Source organism: Nonomuraea sp. NPDC049129 (assembly GCF_040648495.1).
Classification (GTDB): Bacteria; Actinomycetota; Actinomycetes; order Streptosporangiales; family Streptosporangiaceae; genus Nonomuraea.
This window is the reverse complement of the sequence record NZ_JBEZDU010000018.1, coordinates 35,348-57,978: the sequence shown is the minus strand read 5'-3', so window position 1 is coordinate 57,978 and position 22,631 is coordinate 35,348. Positions and strand designations below refer to the sequence as shown.

The following is a 22,631-nucleotide window of genomic DNA, read 5'->3' as shown; positions in this document are numbered from 1 at the left end:
GATGGGCACGATGCTCGCGCGCCGGTCTCCACGACTACAAGAGCCCTAGGAGGGCCGGCGGCGGCCGACGAACACATACTCTCGGCTGTCCTCGGTGAACGGCTCGCGGGCGAACCCGCCGTAGAGCGCTTCCACCTCAAGACCGGCGACATCCAGAAGCCCGAGCCACTCGTTCTTCGTCGCCCACCAGAAGGAGCTCTTCGCACCGTCGTCGAGGACAAGGTCGACGCGGTTGTCTCCAACCGCGTAACGGACGGTGTGCGGTACGGGCTTCTCCTGCCGCGCGCCGTCGAGCTGGACCGCGATCCGATGGTCGAAGGCGATGGCGTTCCAGGCGAACCGCCCCTCCGGCCGGAGCGAGGCGGCGACCCGCTCAAAGGTACGGCGACGGTCGGCCCAGGTCGGCAGGTGCTGGAGTGATCGGAACGGGCAGTAGATCAGCGCCGCGGGCTCGTCCAGGACGAAGTCGCGCATGTCACACTCGCGCAGGTCGAGTTCCACACCGGCCTCGGCCGCACGGGTACGGGCTTGCGCGAGCATCGCCGGTGAGACGTCGATCCCGACGACCCGCCGGCCGGTCTCCCGCGCCACCGGGATCGCGACCCGCCCGTCCCCGATCGCCAGCTCGACCACCGGCCCGTCCGCCTCGCGTGCGAGATCGAGGTAAAAGTCCACGTCGGCCGTCATGTGACCCGACCATTCCTGGTACCGCTTTGCGAACGCTTCGTCCCAGGTCGTCGCCATCGCTCCATGATCGCACCCGCGTCCTGAAGCAGCCAGCGAAAAAGCTCAGGCCGGCGGCCAGTTGCGGAGAACGGCGTCGAGGGCGTCCAGCGCTCTGTACCACGAAGCGTCCACGTCACGAGGGTGGCGGCGAAACCCGCCCGCCGTCTCCAGGCTCACATAGCCGTGGAACGTGCTGTGCAGCATGCGTACCGCGTCCGTCTGGTCGGGCTCCGACAGCGCGTATCCGCGCAGTATCGCGCGAGTCATGTCGGCGTGCGGACGCCCCGCGCTGGTATCCACTCTGTCCGAGTCGAGCTCGATCTGCATCGCGGCGTACCTGCCCGGATGCTCTTTCGCGTAGCCCCTGTAGGCGTTCGCGAAGGCCACCAGCGCGTCCTTGCCCGCGCGGCCGGCCAGGGCGGCGCCGGCCCTGTCGGCGAGCTCCGCCAGGGCCAGCAACGCCACCCTGGCCCTGAGATCCTGCACGTCCTTGACGTGCGAGTACAGGGCCGCGGGCTTGACGTCGAAACCGCGCGCGAGGGCCGAGACGGTCACGTTCTGAAAGCCGATCTCGTCGGCCAGGTCCGCCGCCGCCCGGGTCAGGCGTTCGGCGGTCAATCCCGCGCGTGCCATGTGCCGCCCTTCTCCGCTAACTTACATGCTTTAAGTATTTGCATAATACCTGTAAGGAAGCTAGCCTCCCCGCCCATGAGAGCAATAACCGAGCGCGACATCCGTACATCATTCGTGAACTGTTCCAAGGGAGAGACCAAGCGGCTGAGCGTCCCCAAAGACCTCGCGGACCATCCCTGGGAAGACCTCGACTTCCTCGGGTGGCGAGATCCGGGTGCGCCCGAACGCGCCTACCTGGTCGCCGAACGCGACGGTCCCCTCGTTGGCATCGCGCTGCGGGTGACATCCGGCGCGTCGCGCGGCTTCACCTCGCGCAGCATGTGCTCGCTGTGCCTGACCACGCACACCAACGGCGGCGTAGCGCTGATGACCGCGCGCCGAACCGGCGAAGCCGGCCGCCAGGGCAACTCGGTCGGGCACTACCTGTGCACCGACCTGGCCTGCTCCCTCTACACGCGCGGGAAGAAGGAGGCGGCAGGGGGCGGGACCATCGATGAGTCCCTCAGCCTGGGGGAGAAGGTCGCGCGCACCCGGGCGAACCTGTACTCCTTCCTGGACAAGGTGGTCGGCCAGGGATAGCGGCCTGATGTTCAGCCGACATCAGACGGCGGCGTCTTCGCCGGTAGCGCGATCGATGGCGTTGGTCAGCCGTTCCCGCTCCCGGCTGATCCACTGACCCTCCGGGTAGTTGCGAAGGAACGTCTCGGCGAACTCCACCGGGTCTTCGCCGACGACTTCGCGGAGCGGGGTTCCGTCCGCCGCGCTCTGCTCGAACAGATCGACGAGATCGTCCAGCATCGCCAGCAGGCTGTCCGCCTTGCCCGGCCCGAAGTGCTCCATGTACCGCTGCAGCGCGTCGATCGCCGTGCGATAGTTCGCGGGAAGCCGCTCCGCGCGCGCCTTGTACTGCCAGTAGCGCTTCTTGTCCTCGATCGGTCCGGTGACCATCTCCAGGTAGCGCAGGTAGCGCCGCTTCGGCTCGTTCGGCTCTGTGGTCATGTCTGCTTTCCTCCTTCGCGGAGCTGTTCGAGCCGTTCCGTGAGGAAGCTCCAGGTCCTCCAGAACTCTTCGAGGTAGGCCCGTCCCTGGGCGTTGAGGGAGTACACCTTGCGCGGCGGACCCTTCTCGGACGGGACCTTCTCCACGTCGACGAGGCCGCGCTGCTCGATCCTGACCAGCAGCGCGTAGATGGTGCCCTCGGCGATGTCGGAGAAGCCCTGCTCCCGCAGCCACGCCGTGATCTCGTAGCCGTACGCGGACCGGCTGGACAGGATCGCCAGGACGATGCCCTCCAGCGTCCCCTTGAGCATCTCCGTCGCCTGCTTGCCCATGGAACACCCTTCAACTACTCAGCAATGCTGACTACTAGTATATAGTAACGCTGAATAGCTAGGGCGCAAACTCGTCAGATGAAGAGCGTCTCCGGAGCGGCGAGCGCCAGACCGGCGGCGCCGAGCGCGTGCTGGGCGTCGCTCCACGGACGGACGATCACTTGGACGCGGTAGGCCGCGGTGACCTGACTGGTCCGCATCACGACGGAGAACCCGGGCTCCAGGCCCGGCCAGAGCACATGGTTCTCGCCGATGATCGCGATGGTGGGCGTGCCGAGCAGGTTGACGACGCCGGCGACGGCCCGCCCGAGCATGGCGCCGACCTTGGCGAGCACCCGGGCCAGCGACCGCTCACCGGCGACCCACCGTGAGCGGAGCTCCTCGATGGTGGTGGACGCCTCGGCCAGGCCCTCGCGACGAGCGGCGCGCAGGATCCCGTCGTCGCTGGTGAAGGTCTCCAGGCAGCCCCGCGCGCCACAGGCGCAGCGCGGGCCGGTGGCGGCGACCGGCGTGTGGCCGAACTCGCCGGACAGCCCGCCCGGGCTGCGGTGCACCCGCCGCCGCAGGACCGCGCCGACCCCCACCCCGTCGCCGATGCCGAGCACCAGGAAGTCGTCGTGCTCAAGTCCCGCCCGGTACAGGAGCTCGGCGGTGGTGCTGGCCGTGAGGTCGTTGTCGACGAGCACCGGGATCGGCAGCTCGGCGCGCAGCCGTTCACCAAGGGGAAGGTTGCTCCACCCAAAGCGGGGACAGAACCGGATATAGCCCGCATCAACGGAAGCCGGCACGGCCACGCCCACGGCCTTGAGCCTGGGGCCCATGACAGGGTCGGCCAATCGCCGGCCGATGACGGTGAGTAGCTGGGGGAGTGGGTCTGCGTGACAGTCGAAGGACGATACATCGGATGTGAGCAGTCGTCCATCTAGCCCCGCGACCACCGTGACGAGGTGGTCGGTCGCGACGCGTACGCCGATGGTCGCAGCGGCCTCCGGTACGACCTGCAGGGGGATGCGCGGCCGGCCGACCACCCCGGCCTGTGGGCTCAGAGTTCGCAGATAACCGCAGGCCAGAAGGCGTCGCGTGTGTTCGTGAACGGTCGCGTCGCCGAGCTTGAGCCGGGCCGCGATCTGACGGCGGTCCAGGGCGCCCGCAGTGCCGAGAAGCGCCAGGATCTCGACGCGGGTCAGATCGCCACGACCGGCTGTTCGGCGAGCAGTCATCGGATATTTCCTATCACGAGCTCATTGACATTACGGATTGCTACGCCCTAGTTTCGGATCAATTAACTCGGCCCCGAGCTTATTGAGTGGAGCTGCGATGGGCAGGCAGATGTATAGCGGTCGGAGATCGCTGGCGGTCGCAACAGCGGTGGTCATCGCGGGGGGACTAACGGCCGGATGCGGAGGCGGCGGCCAGGAATCGGCGGGAGGCAACAAGGCGAGCAACGGCGCGGTCACGCTCACCTGGGGGATGTGGGCGTCCGGAACCGAGGACCGAAACGCCTGGCAGAAAGTGGCCGACCAGGTCACCCAGAAGTACCCGAACATCAAGATCACGCTCGAGACCTCGCCCTTCAAGGACTACTTCACCAAGCTCGGCACCCGCCTCGCCGGTGGCAGCGCTCCGTGCGTCGTCTCGATGCAGAGCCTGCGCACGGGCGGCTACGTCAGCGGCATGCGTCCCTTGGACGACCTGATCAAGAAGAACGGCCTGGACACCGCCGACTTCGACACGTCGATCATGGCCGGGCTGGCCTCCGGCGGCAAGCAGTACGCGCTGCCGTACGACGTCGGCTCGCTGATCATCACCTATAACAAGGACATGTTCAAGGCGGCCGGCGTGCCGGAACCGAAGGTCGGCTGGAGCGTGGCCGACTTCGAGGCGGCGGCCAAGAAGCTGACCACCGGCGGCAAGTACGGCTTCGTGGGCTACCCCTCGGCCCTGGGGATGTTCTCGATGATCCTGGCCAAGACCGGCAACGCGGAGCCGATGGACGAGTCCGGCAAGCTCACCCTCACCACTGAGCAGATGAAGACCGGCTTCCAGTGGTACGCGGACCTGACCGCCAAGCAGGGAGTCTCGCCCAAGATTCCCGGCGTGGACAACAACTTCACCGAGACCCAGTTCCTCAACGGCAACGCGGCGATGTCGGTGAACGGCCCCTGGTCCGTTCTGGAGCTCAAGGCCAAGGCCAAGTTCGGTGTCGGCCTGGCCACCATCCCCGCCGGTCCTGACGGGACCAAGAGCTACACGGCCGGGTCCGGCTTCGGCATCTCCCAGTCCTGCCCGTACCCGGATGAGGCGTTCAAGGCGGTCAGCACGATGACCAGCGCCGAGGTGCTCGGGCAGCTCGGCTCGGTCGGGCGCGCCTACCCGGCGCGCAAGTCCGTACAGAACAAGTGGTACGAGAACGCTTTCGAGGGCTCCAAGCCGGTCCTCGACGCCGCCAACGCCTCCGCGAAGCCGTTCCGGACGACCAAGAACTGGGACCCGGTGGAGAAGCTGCTGGCCCAGTACGGCATCCAGGCCTTCAACGGCCAGACCACGGCGGCGGACGCACTCGACCAGGTGCAGCAGCAGTCACCGGCCTAAGGAGCGAAGTGTCCGACGACGCCATAGCCCGCCCTGCGGCGGTAGCGGGCAGACGGCGCCCCCGTCTGCGCCGCGACGGAAGGGCCGCGGCCTTCTTCGCGGCGCCCAGCATGATCGGGTTGACGGTGTTCACCCTCTTCCCGATCGTGCTGTCTCTGGTGATGGCCTTCTTCCAGTGGCCCGCGGTGGGCGAGCGAACCTTCACCGGACTGGAGAACTTCACCACGCTGTTCACCGACCCCGTCTTCCGGCGGGCGCTGTTGAACACGCTGCTGTTCGTGGTGCTCTATTTGCCGCTCAACCTCATCGTGTCGGTGGGGCTGGCGGTGTGGATGGGCCCGCGCATCAAGGGCCGCAAGGCGCTGCGGGTGGTGTTCTTCCTGCCCGTGGTCACGCCGATGGTGGCCAACGCGATCGTCTGGCGGATGATCTACCAGCCGAACGGGCTGATCGACGGCTCGCTGTACGCCGCCACCGGCACGCACGCGCCGAACTTCCTCGGTGAGCCGGGCTGGGCCATGTTCGCCGTCGTCGCGATGAGCGTGTGGCAGGGGTTCGGCTACAACATGCTGGTCTTCTCGGCCGCGCTGGACGCCATCCCGCGGCACCTGCTGGAGGCGGCGCAGATCGACGGGGCGGGACCGTGGCGGCAGTTCTTCCGCATCATGCTGCCGATGATCTCCCCGGCGCTGTTCTTCGCCTCGACCATGACCCTCATCACCTCGTTCCAGGTCTTCACCCAGCCGTTCCTGATGACCGGCGGAGGGCCGGGCATGGACACCGAGACCCTCATGATGTTCGTCTTCGACAAGGGGTTCTCGATCTACCAGTACGGACTCGCGTCCGCCGGAGCCTGGATCCTGTTCGTGCTGATCCTGGGCGTGACCGCGGTGCAGTTCGCCGGCCAGCGCAGATGGGTGACCTACGATGTCTGATCACGCCATCCGCCGCGTCCGGCTGGTCATCTCACACGTCGCGCTCTACCTGGTGGCCGCCGCGTTCCTGGCGCCGCTGGTGTACATGCTGGCCACCTCGCTCAAGCCCGCCGACGAGGTGTTCCAGTCGCCACCGAGCCTGTTCGGATCGCTGATCCGGTGGGAGAACTACAAAGAGACGTTCGAGTTCCTGCCGTTCGGGAAGTTCGTCGTCAACGGACTCGCCGTCGCCATCTGCGGCACGGTCGTGGTGCTCGTGGCGTCGGCCATGTCGGCGTACGCCTTCTCGCGGCTGCGCTGGCGCGGTCGCGACGGCTTCTTCCTGGTCTTCCTGGCCACGCTGATGATCCCCCAGGAAGTGCTGGTCGTGCCGATGTTCATGCTGATGAAATGGTTCGGCTGGGTGGACTCCTTCCAGGCGCTGATCTTCCCCTGGGCCTTCACCGCCTTCGGGACGTTCATGCTGCGCCAGTTCTTCCTGACCATCCCCGAAGAGATCTCCGAGAGCGCCCGCATCGACGGCGCGGGATCGGTGCGGATCTTCTCCAGCATCATGCTGCCGCTGATCAGGCCCGCGCTCGCGGTGCTGGCGGTCTTCACGTTCATCAATTACTGGAACAGCTTCATGTGGCCGCTGATCATCATCAACACGGTGGACGAGAAGGCCACTGTCCCGCTGGGCCTGTCGCTCTTCGTCGGCCAGCAGGGCACTCAGTGGAACCTGATCATGGCGGCCTCGGTGATCTCCATGGCGCCGACCGCGGCGCTCCTGATCCTCCTGCAGAAACATCTCATTCGCGGGATCGCCACGAGCGGTCTCGGCGGCCGATGAAATCTCTTTTTCGTGAAATCTCATTTCGCGAAATCTCTTTTCGCCAAATCTCTTTTCGAAAGGAACGTAGTGGACCACGCCTGGTTCTCCGAATCCCGCTTCGGCATGTTCGTGCACTGGGGGCTGTACTCCCTGGCCGCCCGCCACGAGTGGGTGAAGAACCGCGAGCAGATGACCGACGAGCACTACCAGCGCTACTTCGACCACTTCGACCCCGACCTGTACGACCCCGCGGAGTGGGCACGGCTGGCCAAGGAAGCCGGCATGCGCTACGTCGTCCTCACCACCAAGCACCACGACGGCTTCTGCCTGTGGGACTCCGCGCAGACCGACTACAAGGTGACGCGCACCCCCTGGGGCAAGGACCTGATCGCGCCGTATGTGGAGGCCCTACGCGCCGAAGGGCTGAAGGTCGGCTTCTACCACTCGCTGATCGACTGGCACCACCCCGAGTTCCCCGTCGACTCCCTCCACCCGCAGCGCGAGGATGAGGAGTTCAAGGCCGCCGCCAAGGGCCGCGACATCTCCAAGTACGCCGACTACCTGCACGCCCAGGTACGCGAGCTGCTCACCGACTACGGCCAGATCGACTACCTGTTCTTCGACTTCTCCTACGCCGGCAGAACGGGCTACTGGGGCGGCAAGGGCGCCGACGACTGGCGCTCACCCGAGTTGATGGACATGGTGCGCGAGCTCCAGCCGGGGATCATCGTCAACGACCGGCTCGGCATCCCCGGTGACTTCGTCACCCCCGAGCAGTACCAGCCCGCCGCCCCGATGACCGTCGACGGCCAGGAGGTGCCGTGGGAGGCCTGCCAGACTCTCAACGGCAGCTGGGGATACGACCGGGACAACCTTGACTACAAGACCCCTGACCTGCTCGTACGCATGCTGATCGACAGCGTCGCCAAGGGCGGCAACCTGCTGCTCAACGTCGGCCCGGACGGGCGCGGCCAGATCGATCCGCGCGCCCGCCAGAGCCTCGCCGACATCGGCGAATGGATGCGGCTGAACTCCCGCTCCATCTACGGCGCCGGCCCCAGCGGCTTCACCGCGCCTCCCGACTGCCGCTACACCCAGCGCGGTAACCGGCTCTATCTGCACGTGTTCGGCTGGCCGTTCCGCCACCTGCACCTCCCAGGGCTGGGCGGGCGCGTGAAGTACGCCCAGTTCCTGCACGACGCCTCGGAGATCCGTTCGCGCGTGATCGACCCCAGCCAGACGGCCCAGAACACGGCCATCGGCGCCCTGACCCCCGACACCCTGACCCTCGACCTGCCGGTCCAGCGCCCCGACGTCGTCGTACCGGTCATCGAGCTGTTCCTCAACGACTAGCCGCGGCAGAGTCGAGTTCGGCCAGGAGCGCGTCCGCGTTCCTGGCCGAACCCCGTTCCGCGAGTGCCTCTACAGGGTCAGGGTCCATCCGTTGATGAAGCCCTTGTCACCCTTGGCTAAGTCCTCCGCCCGGAGTTTCCAGGTGCCGTTGGCCGCTGAGGCGCTGGCGTTCACCCAGTAACTCTCGTTGATGTTGTCGGTGCCGTCCTTGGCATCGGCGGCACGCAATGGGTACACCTTGCCGTCCGGCGCGACCAGGTCGAGCTTCAGGTCACCGCGCCAGGTGTGGTCGATCTCGACGTGGACCCGGGAGCGGGTGGGGGCGTTGCCGTTGATCCAGGCCAGGACGATGCTGGACTCGGCGACACCGGGATCGGGGATGGCGGTGTCGTCCCAGTTGCCGAAGCAGGGCAGCCGGATCGACCAGCCGTCGATGAAGCCGGTGTCGAGATATTCGACGTCCTGCACGCGCAGTTTCCAGGTGCCGCTGGCCGGCGACGCGCTGGCGTTGACCTGGTAGGTCTCGTGCAGGATGTCGGCGCTGTCGTTGGGGTCGTTGGCCTGCAGCGGGTAGACCTTGCCGTCCGGTGCGAGCAGGTCGATCTTCAGCTCGCCACGCCAGGTGTGGTGGATGTCGACGTACACCTCGGTGGTGGCGGGCGCGCTGCCGAGCAGGCCGGCGACCGCGATGGAGGACGTCACGGTGCCGTGGTCGGGGATCGCGGTGTCCTTCATGTTCTCGTAGTACGGGACGGGCCAGGCTCCGGTGTCAGGGGCCTTTCCGAGCACGGCGGCGTCGACCTGGATGCGTGGGGTGGTCACGCCGTTGTAGGCGATGGCCTTGCCGGTGGTCTTCAAGGCGGTTTCGAGCTGGGCCAGCGGGGCGTCGGGCATGGCCTGGCGCAGCACGGCCAGGGCGCCGGTGACGTGCGGGGCGGCCATCGAGGTGCCGTTCAAGGAGGCCCACTTGTTGCCGGGCACCGAGGAGATGATCGACACACCGGGGGCGAACAGGTCCAGCAGCGCGCCGCGGTTGCTGAAGGCGGCCACGCCGTCCTGGTCGGTGGTGGCGCCGACGGTGATGGCCGAGGACACGCAGGCCGGGGCGGCCACGGCGGTGCCGAAGCCGTCGTTGCCGGCCGCGACCACGGTGGCCACGCCGGCGGTGCGCAGGCTGTCGATGATCGCCTTGCGCGGGTCGCCGTCGCAGGCGGCGGTGTACTGGCCGCCGCCCAGGCTGAGGTTGGCGGCCACCAGCGGCACTCCCTCGTCCTTCAGTTCCAGCACTTTCTCCAGGCCGGCGAGCTGAGCGCTGGTGAAACTGAGCACACACGGGGCGGCGCCCGCGCCGCACAGGTCTTCGGAGGAGAACTTGCTGAACACCTGGATCGCGACGAGCTCGGCGCCGGGCGCGACGCCGGCCGGCGGAGCGCCGGTCACGCCCGTGCCGTTGCCGACCGCGATGCCGGCCACGTGGGTGCCGTGGTCGCAGTCCAGCGCCACGTCGGCGCAGGGGCCCTGGTCGGCGTCGGCGGCGCCGGGCCCTTCCTGCTCGGCGGTGCCGTCGGGGCACAGGCTGGTGGAGGAGTAGTCGGCGTCGATGGGGGAGAAGCAGGCCTCTTCCAGCACCCGGTCTTTGAGGAAGGGGTGGTTGACCGCGACGCCGGTGTCCAGCACGGCCACCACGCTGCCGGCGCCCGTCTTGCCCGCGGCCCTGGTCTTGTCGGCGCCGATCAGCGGGACGCTCTCGGCCAGCACCGGTCGCACCGGCTTGTCCTCGGTCACGCTCACCACACTGGGCAGCTTGGTCAGCCGGTCCAGCCCGGCCTGGTCGACGTGCAGGGTGACCACGGGGAAGCGGGTCAGTTGCTGGACGACCTGACCGCTGGAGGCCGCGTCCGGCAGGTCGGCGCGGGTCTTGCTGACGACGTTCACTCGGATCTTGCCCGCGGCCGCCACCCGCGCGCTGAGCTGGGGTTCGACATAGGGGGCCGCCGAAGTGCCCTGCTGAGCGGTCGAAGTGGTCTGCTGTGTGGCCGTAGCGGACGCTGCGGGAGTCGTGGGCGGGGCCTCTGCCGCGTTGGCCGGCCCGGTCGCGAGCGCCGTGGTCGCCAGCGCCGCGATGACACAGGATAAGACTCGCAATTTCATGACGTACCGCGCCTTACATGAAGGAGGTGCAGGGAGACGACGCCGGCGTGAGGGGTGGCCGGACGGCGGCCGAGGCCGCCGTCCGGCGGAGGAAGGTCCCCCGGAAAGGTCAGAGCTCAGGTGTCACGTTGAGCTCGGGCGGTTATCAGGGATTGCCGTACCTCTTGACGAACTTGTAGTAGACCCAGGCCCATGCCCGGCAGTCGGGCCGCACCAGGATGAAGTAGCCACCGCACACCTTGTCGCGCATGGTGATGTAGAACCGGTTGTCCACGTCAGCCTTTGAATGGGCGTTGGAGAGGTAGTAGCGGTAATGCTTCCTCTTGTTGGCTATCAGGCCGTACCCGTAGTCGTGGGAGTCACAGGCCGGCCGGAAGTCGAAGTTGTGAGGCTTGTCCGGAGAGCTTGTGCAGTGGTCGTAGTAGATGCCCCTGACCTTGAAGCCGCTGGCGGTGCGCTTCCAGTCGGGCTTGCGCCACTTGCCGCCGTGCCAGGCCCAGGCCGAGCAGCCCGACTTGGTGTACCACATCCAGGTCGCGGCCGTGCTGCACTTCGCCGGGTAGGACTGCGGGGGGTCCACGCCCTCCGGCAGGAAGTCGCCGGCCGGCGGCTCGGTGGCGTTGGGGTCGTCGAGCCCGGCCGCGCCCGTGGTCGTCCCGCCGTTGGCCGGCGTGTCGGTGCCGGTGGCGGTCACCTGGGGAGCCGCGACGCCCGCCGGGAAGGACAGCTGCCAACCGCCGTTGGTGACGGATTCGATCGACGACAGGCGTCCCACCGGGTCGTAGGAGTAGGTCCCCTGTACTGCGCCGACGCTGGGGTCGGTCACGGTGCGCAGCAGACCGTTCGGGTCGTAGGCGTAGCTCGCCTCGGTCTGCGGTGTCTCGGTCCCGTAGGTGACCGAGACCTCCTTGAGCCGGCCCGCGAAGTCGCCGTTGGAGGTGCTGGTGGCCGTGGTGGCCGTGGCATAGGTGAACTTGGTGACGGACGCGGGGTCTGACACGCCGGCCGGCTCCTTGACGGTGCTGACGCGGCCCTGGGTGTCGTAGGTGATCGTGGACTTGCCGAAAGCGGTGTTGCCCACGTCGGTCACCCGCCAGGGGTCGGCGCTCGGCGCGCCGGCCGGCCGGGCCCAGGTGTAGGTGGGCTGGAGGTCGGTGGCGCTGACGGGAGTGCCGTCGGCGTTGGTGAAGCCGTCGTCGCCCGCCTCCTGGGCGCCCACGTCCGACACGAGCGTCTCGATCGTCGTGGTGCGCATCGCACCGACGACCGCGTCCCACTTGGTGGTTTCGGTGATCTTGGATCCGTTGGCGGCCTGGTAGATCTGGATGCCGCCGCCGTCGGGGGTGGAGACGCTGCTCTTCAGCGGATAGCTGGTCGACGTCCCGTCGTCGAGTTCCGTGACGACCAGGGTGCCGTTCTGGTTCTCGAGCTTCCGGTTGATCTGACCACCGGCGAACTCGGCCTGCCAGCTCGGCCCGAAGACGCCCAGCTCAGGGCGGGTCGCCGGGGCCGACTGCGGCCGGGCCAGGTCGCCACCGGCCAGAGCCACACCGTGCTTACGGCTGATCGCGCCCGCGGACACGTCCAGCTCGGTCAGCTTGAAGGTCTGGTTGTCGGCGGAGTACTGGCCGGGGCCGATCTCCTGCACGTCGGCCGGCGGCGGGTCGGCGAGCAGGGCGGCGGAGGCCGTCGAGGTCTGCGTGGCGGCGGAGACCTCGGGGGCGAGGAAGGGGATAAGCATCGCCGTGACGGCGACTGGGAGCGCTAATCGGCGCAAGTGGTGCCTCCAGGAAAACCGAGAAAGAGATTTGATCACCTGGAGGATAAGCATGGATAAATCACTTTGACAAGAGATTGACAATTCCACAGACCGGTGTTAAATCGCCATTGAAGCCATGCCTCAGCTGCGTCTTATTTATGCGTTCACGCAGGTGGTGGGGTTGTATAGCGAAATTATGGCGAATTTATGGCGATCGTGTGGGGCCTCCGGATAATAATGACTCTGCGGCAAGGCCTGGCGGCGTATTCAGCCATTCGCGAGTGCGGAACAGCAGTAAAGCGAGTGCCGCCTGACAGAAGAGCTGTCTGCTGACGGGGTCGCGAAAACGGGTGGATCTTGTAGATGGTGGTCGCCTACGCTGGGCTCTCACCCCTACGTGAGGACTTCGCGCGCATGACGCCGCCTGCTCTTTAGACCTGACACTTCCCTGCGCATCGGTCGCCGACGGACGCCGTCGGCTCTGTTTTCCGTGCTCTTCGTCAGGTCTTCAGAGAGATCATGTCTTCACATCCTCATATCGTGCTGCCCTGGGCCGTACGACGTACCCGCCTGCCTCTGCTCGCCCTCCGGTGCGTGGCCTGCCCTTCCGGCCGCGCCACCGTCGGCGACGGCAGGTTCCGCGTCAACGCCAACGGCAAACTTCTCGACGTCTGGCTCCTGGTCAACTGCGTTTCCTGTGACCGGACCAGCAAGCTCACCGTCCACGATCGCGTCCCGGTCCGCTCACTGCCCGCCGGCCTTCTGGCCGGTTACTCGGACAACTCGCCGTCCCTGGTCGCCGATACCCTTCTCGATCCGTTGATCGCCCGGCGCAACCGGTTCGGGCTCGATTGGGACGGGTGCTGGGAACTCCACGCATCTCCCGTTCCCGAGGATCCGTGGCCCGTTCAGATCACGGTCACCTTCGACGATCCCGTGCCGGTCCGTCCCGGACGGCTCATCCCTCATGGACTGGGCATCAGCCGCAATGAGATCGCTCGCCGGGTCAAGATTGATATCCCGCTGAACCGCAGGACGAAACGGGATTTCTCCTTCGTCCTGGTGTGGCCGGTCCAGTAGGTCCAGGCGTCGGTGCGATGCTCTCCGCCAAGGCAGAACATGGCTGTGCGGTGTTCTGCCTTGGCCGGATCGACGTTCTTGGCGAACGGAGTGACGCGTGTCACGTCGCGTGCTGTCACGTCCCAGGGGCCGGCGGTGTCCTGAGGGCATGACCGAATACAACACACGCCACAAGGTCGTGGTCATCGGCGGTGGTTACGCCGGTACGCTCGCGGCCAACCGTCTGCGGACGCGCGACGACGTCGACATCACCCTGGTCAATCCACGCCCGGAGTTCGTCGAACGCATCCGGCTGCACCAGTTCGTGGCCCGTACCGGCGACGCCACGATCGACTATCGCACGCTGCTCGGCGAGGGCGTTCGCCTGGTCGTCGACAGCGTCACGCGCATCGACGCCGCCACCCGCGCCGTACGGCTGGCGTCGGGCCGTACCCTGGACTACGACTACGTCATCTACGCGGTCGGCAGCACCAGGGCCATACCGTCAGGGGTGCCTGGCGCGGCCGAATTCGCGTTCGACATCGCGGAGTTCGAGTACGCGCAGCGGCTGCGCGCCCGGCTGGAGGAGTTACCCGTCGATGCTCCGATCACCGTGGTCGGCGGCGGGTTGACCGGCATCGAGACGGCCGCCGAACTGGCCGAGCAAGGACGCAGGGTCACACTGGTGTGCGGCCGGACCCTGGCACCGACATTCAGCGCGTCTGGTCGCCGATACATCGCCAAATGGCTGTCGCGGCATGGTGTCGTGGTACTCGAGGGCGCCATGGTGAGCGAGGTGCGGCCGGATGCGGTCGTCGTCGCCGACGGTGGGGTGCGTACGAGCGCGCTGACCATCTGGACGGCTGGCTTCGGCGTGCCGGAGCTGGCGGCGGCCAGTGGGCTGCGCACCGACGCGCTCGGCCGGCTGCTCACTGACGAGACGCTGACCAGCCTCGACGACGACCGCCTTGTCGCGGCCGGCGACGCCGCCGCACCGTCGGGCCGGCCGCTGCGGATGAGCGGCTACGCCGCCGGGCCGCTCGGGGCGCGGGCCGCCGACACGGTGCTGAGCCGCATCGCGGGGACCGCACCGGCGGTGATCGACCTGGCCTTCACCGGGGCGTGCGTCAGCCTCGGCCGGCGCGCCGGCATACGGCAGCTCGCCCGCAGGGACGACACCGCGATCAACGTCTACATCGGCGGCCGCATGGGCGCGGCGATCAAGGAGGTGACCTGCAAGTTCGTGGTGTCGAAGCGGATACGCGGCGAGGCCCGCAAGCCGGGTTCCATGGGCTGGCCCAAGGGCGGCCCGCGTCCCGAGCAACCGGCCTCCGCCGCGCGGGCGGTCACCTCCCCGTGAGCACCGATGAGCATGCCGAGCGGTTCACCCTGTTGCGGCCGCTGCTGTTCACGATCGTCTACGAGATCCTCGGCTCGGCGACCGAATCCGACGACGTGCTGCAGGACAGCTATCTGCGCTGGGCCAGCGTGGACCTCTCGACAGTGCGCGACACCAAGTCGTATCTGGCCCAGCTGGTGACCCGTCAGGCGCTCAACGCCTTGCGAGCGAGCGCGCGCCGTCGCGAGGACTACATCGGCCCGTGGCTGCCCGAGCCACTGCTGCTCGACGAGAACGACGCCTCGACCGATGTGGTGCTCGCCGAGTCGGTGTCGATGGCGATGCTCGTACTGCTCGAAACACTCGGTCCCGATGAGCGCGCGGTGTTCGTGCTGCGCGACGTGTTCGGCTTCGGCTACCACGACATCGCCACAGCGGTGGGCAAGTCCGTGGCGGCGGTGCGGCAGGTGGCGCACCGCGCCCGCGAGCACGTACAAGCGCGCCGTCAGCGCTTCGAGCCCGTCGACGCCGCGACCAGCGCGCGGGTCACCGAGCAGTTCATGACCGCGGCGGCCACCGGTGACCTGGAAGGGCTGCTCTGGCTGCTCGCGCCGGACGTCATCTGGACCGCCGACAGCGGCGGCAAGGCCACCGCGGCGCGCCGGCCGGTGGTGGGCGCGCAGAAGGTGGCCGCGGTCCTGATGAGCCTGTTCCGCCAGGAGCGGCTGGGGGACCTGCGGATCGAGATGGTCAACTGCAACCACACGGCCGCACTGGTACTCAGCGGTGAGCGCCTGGAAGGCGTCTTCCTGATCGAGATCGCCGACGGGAAGATCACCAACTTCTACGCCATCCGCAACCCAGACAAGCTTCTCGCGGTGGCGGTTCCGCGTCAGATCAGCCGGTAGACGGACAGGTATTTCACCAGCTCAAGCCCGCCGGATTGGATCACGTTCGGCGGCTTGAGGTCTCGCACTTCCACCGTCGTATGGCAGGCGGTGACGGCAATCGGGTGGCCCTTCGCGCGGCTTCGGCAAGCGTCTTCAGCGCAGCAGGAGATCGATGGCTACCTCCAGTCGTTCGAGGTAGGCCTCCCGTGATGCGATTTGATGCTTGATGCCGATCGATGCGCTGATCATCGTCTGCGCGACCGGGGAAGCCGCCTCTCGTCCCGACTTTATGGCGATCGCGTCTGTGATCAGTTCCTCGAAACGGCGCCGCGGGGTCTCGATGATCTCTCCGAGGAGGTCGGGATTGTCCTCGATGACCACCGCGACATCGCTCGTCAGCGGGCCGATGTAGCGGCCCGCCCACTGATCGAACGCTTCGACGAGACGCTCCAGAAGGGGTCGGCCGGTGTCGGCCAGGACGCGTTCGACCGCTGTGATGTCGCGATCCAATGCCTGGGCAACTGCGGCACGGAACAGAGTCTCCTTCGCGGAAAAGAGGAAATAGAGCCCAGGCCGGGAGATATGCGCCGCCCGCGCCACCTCCTCCATCGAGGTCTTCCGGTAACCGAATCGCGCGAACGTGACCATGGCGGAGTCCAGAACCATGGACCGACGGTCGGTATCGGCGACTGTCGACGGCGGCGGGTGACCAACCTCGGGACTGCTCATGAAGCGAGCATACGAGCGAGAAGCTAACTATACAAATATTGTCTAGTCTGTATAGTCGCCGCCATGACCACTCCTAAACTCATTTCCACGCCCTTCACCTCTTCCAGCACCGCCGCCGAGGTGCTACGGGGCGTCGATCTCACCGGCGTCCGCGCGATCGTGACCGGAGGTTCCTCTGGAATCGGGACCGAGACGGCTCGTGCGTTGACCTCTGCCGGAGCGGAAGTGACGCTCGTTGTCCGAAACACGACCGCGGGTGACGCCGTCGCCGAGACGATCGCGAAGTCGACCGGCGGGATCCGGCCCCGAGTCGTCCGGCTCGACCTCGCCGATAGGACCACCATCACGCGATTCGTCGACGCGTGGAACGGCCCGCTTCACTTGCTGATCAACAACGCGGGCGTGGTCACCGGTGGTCTCGAACGGACGCCCGAGGGCTGGGAACTGCAATTCGCGACGAACCATCTAGGCCACTTCGCCCTGGCTTCCGGCCTTCACGACGCCCTGGCCATGGGAGCGACCGACCGCGACGGAGCACGGATCGTCTCGGTCAGTTCGACAGCGCACATGCGTTCCGGCATCGACTTCGACGACCTCCACTTCGAGCGTCGCAACTACGACCCGCAGATCGCCTACGCCCAATCGAAGACGGCGAACTCTCTCTTCGCTGTCGAGGCGACCCGCCGTTGGGCATCCGACGGCATCATCACCAATACGGTGAACCCCGGCGGTGTCGCGACGGGACTGCAGCGGAACTTCACCGCGCGGCAGAAGGCGTCGCTCGATGCGGCCGAGGCCGCCGGAGTCTTCACCTACAAAACGGTCGAGCAGGGAGCCGCCACCAGCATCGTTGCGGCCGTCGCCCCGGAGTTCGCTCACTCCGGAGGCCACTACCTCGACGACGCGCAGGAGGCCTACACCGTGCCGGACGACGCCGACCTCGCACAGCACCCCCACGGTGTCAAGGAATGGGCGCTCGATCCCACCACCGCCAAGCGCCTCTGGACGGTCTCGACCGATCTGCTCCGCGTCTGACCTCTCGACACTGGTGACAGGTCCGTTTACCGCACCCGATCGCGCGTGGAATGTGCGATCGACCCGGGTGCGCGCCTGAGCACAGCCAATGCCGCGATCGGGAGCAGCAGCAGTGTCAGCCCACCGGACAACACCAGCCCTCCGGTGCTCCCGGCCAGCTCGATCAGTGGTCCGCCGACGATCAGGCCGAGCGGGGCGGCCACCGTGGAGCCGGTCGTCCACAGCGTGACGACCTGCTGTTGCTCGTCGGGCTCGAGCCCCGATTGCAGGAAGCTGTACGCGACAGGCGTGAACGGCGCCCACACCAGGCCGCCCAGGCCAAAGACGATCAGCGCGAGAGTGAGATCGCCGACGAACGCCAGAGCGACCGGGCACATCGCCCACAGGCCGATGATGGCGATCAGCACATGACGCTGTGGAAGGTTGCGCAATTGATTGACGAGAGCGGCGCCCACGAATGCGCCCATGCCCAGCGCGCCCCACATGAGACCCAGAGCGGACGCGTCGGCGTTCAGCGTCCCGCGTACGTACAGGGGAAGCGCCACCTCGATCGGCATGTAGAAGAAGTTGAAGAAGAACTCGACCACCAGCAGCCGCGCGGCGACCGGTCGGCGACGCAGGATCCGCCAGCCCGATTCGCGGACTCCCGCGCGACCAGGCGCGTCACGATCTTTGGTGGCTCGGGGAACGGATATCAGGACGGCGGCCAGCAGGATCAGCGCACCACACGCGTCGAAGAAGAGCGCGACGCCCGCGCCGGTGGACGCCACGATCACTCCGCCCAGCACCGGGCCGACGATGTAGAGCGCGAACGTGGAATTCAGCCCGAGTAAGCCGTTGACCGCGAACCGCCCGCTCTCACCCGCGATGGACGTCGCCAGCAGACGCCGGCTGCTTGAGCCGGCCATCCGGAACGTCGCGCCGAACAGGAGACCCACGATCAGCACGGGCAGTGAAAGTCGCTCGGTGACGGCCAAGACGCCGAGGATGGCGAAGGTCAGCGACCGTAGGACACAGTCGGCGAGCAGGAGGGTTCGCGGCGGCACCCTCACCCGCCCCAGTCCGATGGCCAGGGCGAGGATGGTGGACAGGACGAACGGCGCCGCCTCCACCAGCCCGATGGCGATCGCCTTCGGCACACTGCCGTGGATGGACAGCGTCTGTACGGGCATGGCCACGATGATCATGCCCGTACCGGCATTGGCCAGGAGGTCGCCCAGCAGGAGCCCGGCCATCTGGCGGTCGCGCAGCACCGCGCGGTAGGACCGGTTGGCCTCAGGGGTCGCTCCGGTGGGCATGTGGGCTGGTCTCCTCCTCAGAGTCTGAGAGTCGTCTCGAACGTCCGGTCAGTGCCGGGTCGATGATCTCACCGTTCCGGTCGGCTCAGCGAACTGCCGTCGCCGGTCGTCAGCCGGCCCGGCCCGGTCGAGGCTCAGCGCGACTCCTGGATGCGGATGAGGTTGCCCGCGGGATCGCGGAAGGCGCAGTCGCGGACGCCGTACGGCTGCTCGGTCGGCTCCTGGACGACCTCGGCGCCGCCGGCCTGCGCCCGCTCGAAGGCACCGTCCAGGTCGGCGGTGGCCAGAAGGATTCCGGCATAGGTGCCCTTGGCCATCATCTCGACGATGGTGCGGCGCTCGTCGTCGGTGACGCCGGGGTCCACGACCGGAGGCTCCAGGACGATGGACGTGCCGGGCTGGTCGGCGGGGCCGACCGTGATCCAGCGCTTCCCGTCGTATCCGACGTCATCGCGCACCTCGAAGCCGAGGATGTCGCGGTAGAAGGCCAGGGAGAGATCGGGGTCGTCGTGCGGCAGGAAGCTCGCGTGAATGGTGATACCCATAGCGGTCAGGCTAGGCGCGGCTCGGTTACCCGCGCTTCTCGATTCCTGACCGGTCCGTTCACCTGTTCCGCCGTCGCTTGCCTCTGGAGCTTGAGGGTCACCGGCCGAGATGTCAGTCCCACCAGAAGGACCAATCGCCGGAGCCGACCAGCGCTTCGGCATAGTCCTCGAAGTCTCCGCAGCCCTGCCAGATGGTGTCCGGGGCGAACGCCTCATGCTCGGCCGCCACCTGGCGGGCGTGCTCGAGCGTGGTCGGTGGTGCGGCCACGGACAGCTCAAGCGTGCTGTAATCCACGGTCACCACACGAGCCCCGAACCGCTCTTCCCACGAACGGACCACGGCCGAGATCTCCTCCGTTTCGTTGGTGTGGTTGAGCGGCCCGGTCCATCCGCACAGCGTCAGCGTGTCCGCGCCGCGTGTGGCTGGGACCAGGCCGAGCAGCCGAGGGCGGGCCGCGCCGAGGGACTCGGCGAGCAGCGGCAGCCGTGTCAGGATCCCGGCCCGGCACGCCCGGCGGCGCCAGTCCGGGCCAAGGGCCGAGCGAGCCATCGGTCCAGAACCCGACCAGTACGTTCTCGGCGGTCAGCGCGTCGATGGCACCGATCGGCGCGGCATTGAGTTCGCCGTCGTGCCACGGTCGTCCGGAGCCGTCTCGGAGCTCGTCCAGCAGCAGCGGGTAAGGCCGGTCTTGTCGCGACGAACGACGCACCCTCAGGAGGCGTGCGGCGAGCCTCAGGGACCGATCAGGGAGATACCTGATGGGCGATGATCGACGCGCTGCGGCACGCTTGCCGATCATGAGCGATCACGCGGTTCTCCTTGAGGGAGTGACCAGGACATATGGAAAAGGTGCTGCCGAGGTGGCCGCGCTGCGGCAGATCAGTGTCGGGTTCCCGCGCGGCAGTTTCACCGCGGTGATGGGCCCGTCGGGGTCAGGGAAGAGCACGCTGCTGCAGTGCGCGGCCGGGCTGGACCGGCCGGACTCGGGCACGGTCCTGATCGCCGGGCAGGACATCACCCGCCTGGGGGAGAAGGAGCTGGCGGTGCTCCGCCGCGACCGGGTCGGCGTCATCTTCCAAGCGTTCAACCTGGTGCCCTCGCTGACTGCGTGGCAGAACGTGATCCTGCCCCGCCGTCTGGCCAGGCAGCGGCCCGACCCGTCACGCGTGCGCGAGTTGCTGCACCGGGTCGGCCTGGCCAGGCGGGAGGGGCATCGCCCGGCGCAGCTGTCCGGTGGCCAGCAGCAGCGGGTGGCGATCGCCCGCGCCCTGCTCGGCAGGCCGGAGGTGCTGTTCGCCGACGAGCCGACGGGAGCGCTGGACCGCCGCACCGGGCACGAGGTGCTGGCACTGCTGCGGGAGGCGGTCGACGAATTCGGCCAGACGGTGGTGATGGTCACCCATGATCCGGAGGCGGCGGCCCGGGCGGACCGCGTGCTGTTCCTGACCGACGGGATGATCGTCGACGTCCTGGACCGGCCCTCGGCGGACCAGATCGGCATGCGGTTGAGTGGTCGCCGGTGACACTCGTGCTGGCCTGGAACAACGTACGAACCAATCGGATGGGCTTCGCCGCTTCGTTCACGGCGGTGGCCTTGGCCGTGATGCTGGTGGGCGGTAGCGGCCTAGTGGTCGCCGGCGCGTCCACACATGACGAGTCGAACGGCGTCATGGGGTTGCTGGTGTTGTCGGCCGTGGTGTCGGGGTTCGTGTCGGTCTTCGTGGTCGCGGGCATGCTGAGTCTGCACGTGCTGAGGCAGCGCAGGACCTTGGCACTGCTGCGCTCGGTCGGCATGACGCCGCGGCAGGTGAGCCGGCTGGTCACGGCGGAGGCGCTGGTGGTGGCCGTGCTGGCGAGTGCGGCGGGCTGCGCGCTGGCCGTGCCGTACGCCGTGATGATGGCGGCGTTCATGCGGATGACCGGACTGGCGCCCGGAGGCGTACCGGTGAAAGTGACGGCGGGGCCGTTCATCGTGGCGCTGGTGGTCGGGCTGGCGGTGACGCTGCTGGCGGCCCGGATCGCGGCGCGCAAGGCTGTAGGTGTGGGCCCGCTGGAGGTGCTACGGGACAGTGCGGCGCAGCGGCGGCTGCTGCCCTGGACCAGGGCCGTCATCGGAGCGGCGGCGTTGGGCGGCGGCACCGTGCTGTTGTGGCTCGTACCGCACGTCAGGCCGAAGGACGCGGCGCCGACCGCGCTGGGGGCGACGATGGTGCTGTGCGTGGCCGCATCCGCGCTGGGCCCCGTCGCGCTGCGTGGGATGGGGTGGCTGCTCGGAGCCGTGGCGGCCCGGCTCGATCCGGGTGCCGGGATGCTGGCCAGGTCCTCACTGGTCGCTCAGCCGCGCCGGGCGATGTCGGCGGCGTCTCCGGTGATGTTGACCGTGGCGCTGGCGTGCACCTTCCTGTTCGCCGTGGCGACCTCCGACGCGGCGGCGGGTGTCACCCGTACCGGTGCGTCGGCGTGGGCGGCTCCGATGCTGGTGGGGTCGGCGGTGGTCTACACCGTGATCTCGGTGCTCAACGCGACGGCCATGTCGATGGCCGAGCGGACCGAGGAGATCCGGCTGCTGCGCAGCGTGGGGACCAAGCCTCGGCAGCTGGTCAGGGCGGTGTGCTGGGAGACGCTGATCGTGACGTGCGCCGGGACGCTGCTCGGAACGGGCATCGCCGCCGCCTCGCTCACCGCGCTCGGCAAGGCCGCGACCGGCGAGGCGTGGTTCGCCTACTCCCTGCCGCAGTACGCCGGGCTGGTGCTGGTCTGCGCTGTGAGCGGCCTGGCCGGAGGACTGGCCGCCACACGGAGAGCACGGCACGGGTCGCTGCTGACCCTTTGACCGGCGAGCTAAGGCCAAGTGAGTCTCACTCAGCGACACATCGCGTCGATGAGATCCGTGAACTGCGGGAACTCGGCTCGGGCGGCAGCGACGATCTGCCTGGGGGTACGGCGGCGGCCGGGTGCGTGTCGCTCGGCGATCGTTTGGAAGGCCTCATTCGGCTCGGTGGGGGAGCCGGGGTCCGTGAAGGCCTCGGCGGGGCCCAGCCCGGCGGCGAACAGCCAGAGGAGATCGCCGAGATCCCGGGCGATCACACCTGACTCACCCTCCGACCCGATGTAGACAACGGGCTGCTCGTTGATCGCGGCATCGGGCCGTACCAGCCAGAAGCCGGTGTAGTCGCCCGACCCGGTCGTGCCGAAGAAGCGGAACTCGCCGCCGTCGACCTCTTGGTTGCCGGTCCACAGGCGGAACCACCACGCCGTCCGGTCAGGCTCCTCGAAGTGATCGTATGGCTCGAAGTCGCAGCCGCGGGTCTCGTCGGTCTCCTCGTCCCACTCCCACTCGAAGCCGACCTCAGCCACCTCGGCCAGGGCAGTGGGCAACGCGAGACCTTCAGGTGTGTCCGTCACCCGGAAAGATTAAACGATCAATCGGGTCTGGTGCCC

General features: G+C 67.8%; 23 protein-coding genes. 11 read left to right on the top strand and 12 right to left on the bottom strand.

From position 1 onward, the window contains the following. Positions 1 to 45: 45 nt before the first annotated feature. Together AB0B64_RS41445 and AB0B64_RS41440 are read right to left on the bottom strand one after the other, a co-directional pair. On the bottom strand, positions 46 to 744 hold the full coding sequence (locus AB0B64_RS41445) for a class I SAM-dependent methyltransferase (protein ID WP_358184959.1): 699 nt from the start codon (positions 742 to 744) through the stop codon (positions 46 to 48). 45 nt (positions 745 to 789) lie between these two features. Beyond that, complete coding sequence (locus AB0B64_RS41440) at positions 790 to 1,359, bottom strand: TetR-like C-terminal domain-containing protein (protein ID WP_357955126.1); 570 nt, start codon at positions 1,357 to 1,359, stop codon at positions 790 to 792. Between the two features lie 75 nt (positions 1,360 to 1,434). Here AB0B64_RS41440 and AB0B64_RS41435 point away from each other — a divergent pair, with 75 nt between their 5' ends. Beyond that, entirely contained in the window at positions 1,435 to 1,938 is a 504-nt protein-coding gene (locus tag AB0B64_RS41435) for an FBP domain-containing protein (protein ID WP_357955124.1), read from the top strand. Between the two features lie 21 nt (positions 1,939 to 1,959). Here the strand turns inward: AB0B64_RS41435 and AB0B64_RS41430 are convergent, their stop codons facing one another. From AB0B64_RS41430 to AB0B64_RS41420, 3 genes are all read right to left on the bottom strand, one after another. Continuing rightward, complete coding sequence (locus AB0B64_RS41430; protein WP_357955122.1) at positions 1,960 to 2,358, bottom strand: DUF1048 domain-containing protein; 399 nt, start codon at positions 2,356 to 2,358, stop codon at positions 1,960 to 1,962. Further along, positions 2,355 to 2,690 (bottom strand): PadR family transcriptional regulator, encoded by a 336-nt coding sequence (locus AB0B64_RS41425; RefSeq protein ID WP_358184956.1) that lies wholly within the window; start codon positions 2,688 to 2,690, stop codon positions 2,355 to 2,357. Before AB0B64_RS41425 ends, AB0B64_RS41430 begins: the two co-directional genes overlap by 4 nt. Before the next feature lie 74 nt (positions 2,691 to 2,764). Then, the gene (locus AB0B64_RS41420) at positions 2,765 to 3,910 is read right to left on the bottom strand and encodes an ROK family protein (protein WP_358184953.1); all 1,146 of its coding nucleotides are present in this window, start codon (positions 3,908 to 3,910) and stop codon (positions 2,765 to 2,767) included. A 97-nt stretch (positions 3,911 to 4,007) separates the two neighbouring features. On the opposite strand from AB0B64_RS41420, the gene AB0B64_RS41415 reads away from it, so the two are divergent. The 4 genes from AB0B64_RS41415 (at position 4,008) to AB0B64_RS41400 (ending at position 8,384) form a co-directional block, all read left to right on the top strand. Further along, entirely contained in the window at positions 4,008 to 5,282 is a 1,275-nt protein-coding gene (locus AB0B64_RS41415; RefSeq protein WP_358184950.1) for a sugar ABC transporter substrate-binding protein, read from the top strand. A gap of 8 nt (positions 5,283 to 5,290) precedes the next feature. Then, positions 5,291 to 6,217, top strand: a complete 927-nt coding sequence (locus AB0B64_RS41410; protein WP_357955114.1) for a sugar ABC transporter permease — start codon at positions 5,291 to 5,293, stop codon at positions 6,215 to 6,217. Beyond that, on the top strand, positions 6,210 to 7,049 hold the full coding sequence (locus AB0B64_RS41405; protein ID WP_357955111.1) for a carbohydrate ABC transporter permease: 840 nt from the start codon (positions 6,210 to 6,212) through the stop codon (positions 7,047 to 7,049). Before AB0B64_RS41410 ends, AB0B64_RS41405 begins: the two co-directional genes overlap by 8 nt. Before the next feature lie 69 nt (positions 7,050 to 7,118). Then, entirely contained in the window at positions 7,119 to 8,384 is a 1,266-nt protein-coding gene (locus tag AB0B64_RS41400) for an alpha-L-fucosidase (protein ID WP_358184947.1), read from the top strand. Between the two features lie 69 nt (positions 8,385 to 8,453). Here AB0B64_RS41400 and AB0B64_RS41395 read toward each other — a convergent pair whose 3' ends face one another. Both AB0B64_RS41395 and AB0B64_RS41390 read right to left on the bottom strand, forming a co-directional pair. Next, the gene (locus tag AB0B64_RS41395) at positions 8,454 to 10,535 is read right to left on the bottom strand and encodes a S8 family serine peptidase (protein WP_357955106.1); all 2,082 of its coding nucleotides are present in this window, start codon (positions 10,533 to 10,535) and stop codon (positions 8,454 to 8,456) included. A 145-nt stretch (positions 10,536 to 10,680) separates the two neighbouring features. After that, positions 10,681 to 12,276 carry a phospholipase A2 gene (locus AB0B64_RS41390; RefSeq protein WP_358184944.1) on the bottom strand — a complete coding sequence of 532 codons (1,596 nt, stop codon included), beginning with the start codon at positions 12,274 to 12,276 and terminating at the stop codon, positions 10,681 to 10,683. 558 nt (positions 12,277 to 12,834) lie between these two features. Here AB0B64_RS41390 and AB0B64_RS41385 point away from each other — a divergent pair. The 3 genes from AB0B64_RS41385 to sigJ all read left to right on the top strand — a co-directional run bounded on the left by AB0B64_RS41385 (position 12,835) and on the right by sigJ (position 15,600). Continuing rightward, the gene (locus AB0B64_RS41385) at positions 12,835 to 13,374 is read left to right on the top strand and encodes a DUF1062 domain-containing protein (RefSeq protein WP_358184941.1); all 540 of its coding nucleotides are present in this window, start codon (positions 12,835 to 12,837) and stop codon (positions 13,372 to 13,374) included. 148 nt (positions 13,375 to 13,522) lie between these two features. Then, positions 13,523 to 14,713: an FAD-dependent oxidoreductase gene (locus AB0B64_RS41380; protein ID WP_358184938.1), complete on the top strand. Its 1,191-nt coding sequence runs from the start codon at positions 13,523 to 13,525 to the stop codon at positions 14,711 to 14,713. Next, the gene (gene sigJ, locus AB0B64_RS41375; RefSeq protein WP_358184935.1) at positions 14,710 to 15,600 is read left to right on the top strand and encodes an RNA polymerase sigma factor SigJ; all 891 of its coding nucleotides are present in this window, start codon (positions 14,710 to 14,712) and stop codon (positions 15,598 to 15,600) included. Before AB0B64_RS41380 ends, sigJ begins: the two co-directional genes overlap by 4 nt. 135 nt (positions 15,601 to 15,735) lie before the next feature. Here the strand turns inward: sigJ and AB0B64_RS41370 are convergent, their stop codons facing one another. Beyond that, entirely contained in the window at positions 15,736 to 16,311 is a 576-nt protein-coding gene (locus AB0B64_RS41370; protein ID WP_357955096.1) for a TetR/AcrR family transcriptional regulator, read from the bottom strand. Positions 16,312 to 16,374: 63 nt separating this feature from the next. On the opposite strand from AB0B64_RS41370, the gene AB0B64_RS41365 reads away from it, so the two are divergent. After that, on the top strand, positions 16,375 to 17,346 hold the full coding sequence (locus AB0B64_RS41365; RefSeq protein ID WP_358184933.1) for an SDR family NAD(P)-dependent oxidoreductase: 972 nt from the start codon (positions 16,375 to 16,377) through the stop codon (positions 17,344 to 17,346). Positions 17,347 to 17,372: 26 nt separating this feature from the next. On the opposite strand, the gene AB0B64_RS41360 is transcribed toward AB0B64_RS41365, so the two are convergent. The 3 genes from AB0B64_RS41360 to AB0B64_RS41350 form a co-directional block, all read right to left on the bottom strand. Beyond that, entirely contained in the window at positions 17,373 to 18,644 is a 1,272-nt protein-coding gene (locus tag AB0B64_RS41360; RefSeq protein WP_358184930.1) for an MFS transporter, read from the bottom strand. 134 nt (positions 18,645 to 18,778) lie between these two features. Continuing rightward, positions 18,779 to 19,189, bottom strand: coding sequence for a VOC family protein (locus AB0B64_RS41355; protein ID WP_357955090.1), 411 nt, complete (start codon positions 19,187 to 19,189; stop codon positions 18,779 to 18,781). Between the two features lie 112 nt (positions 19,190 to 19,301). Beyond that, positions 19,302 to 19,739, bottom strand: coding sequence for a DUF4253 domain-containing protein (locus tag AB0B64_RS41350; RefSeq protein WP_358184927.1), 438 nt, complete (start codon positions 19,737 to 19,739; stop codon positions 19,302 to 19,304). Positions 19,740 to 19,987: 248 nt separating this feature from the next. On the opposite strand from AB0B64_RS41350, the gene AB0B64_RS41345 reads away from it, so the two are divergent. Both AB0B64_RS41345 and AB0B64_RS41340 read left to right on the top strand, forming a co-directional pair. Next, positions 19,988 to 20,713, top strand: a complete 726-nt coding sequence (locus AB0B64_RS41345) for an ABC transporter ATP-binding protein (protein WP_358184924.1) — start codon at positions 19,988 to 19,990, stop codon at positions 20,711 to 20,713. Further along, positions 20,710 to 22,023: an ABC transporter permease gene (locus AB0B64_RS41340; RefSeq protein ID WP_358184921.1), complete on the top strand. Its 1,314-nt coding sequence runs from the start codon at positions 20,710 to 20,712 to the stop codon at positions 22,021 to 22,023. Before AB0B64_RS41345 ends, AB0B64_RS41340 begins: the two co-directional genes overlap by 4 nt. Before the next feature lie 29 nt (positions 22,024 to 22,052). Here the strand turns inward: AB0B64_RS41340 and AB0B64_RS41335 are convergent, their stop codons facing one another. Beyond that, positions 22,053 to 22,595, bottom strand: a complete 543-nt coding sequence (locus tag AB0B64_RS41335) for an SMI1/KNR4 family protein (protein WP_358184918.1) — start codon at positions 22,593 to 22,595, stop codon at positions 22,053 to 22,055. Positions 22,596 to 22,631: the final 36 nt, after the last annotated feature.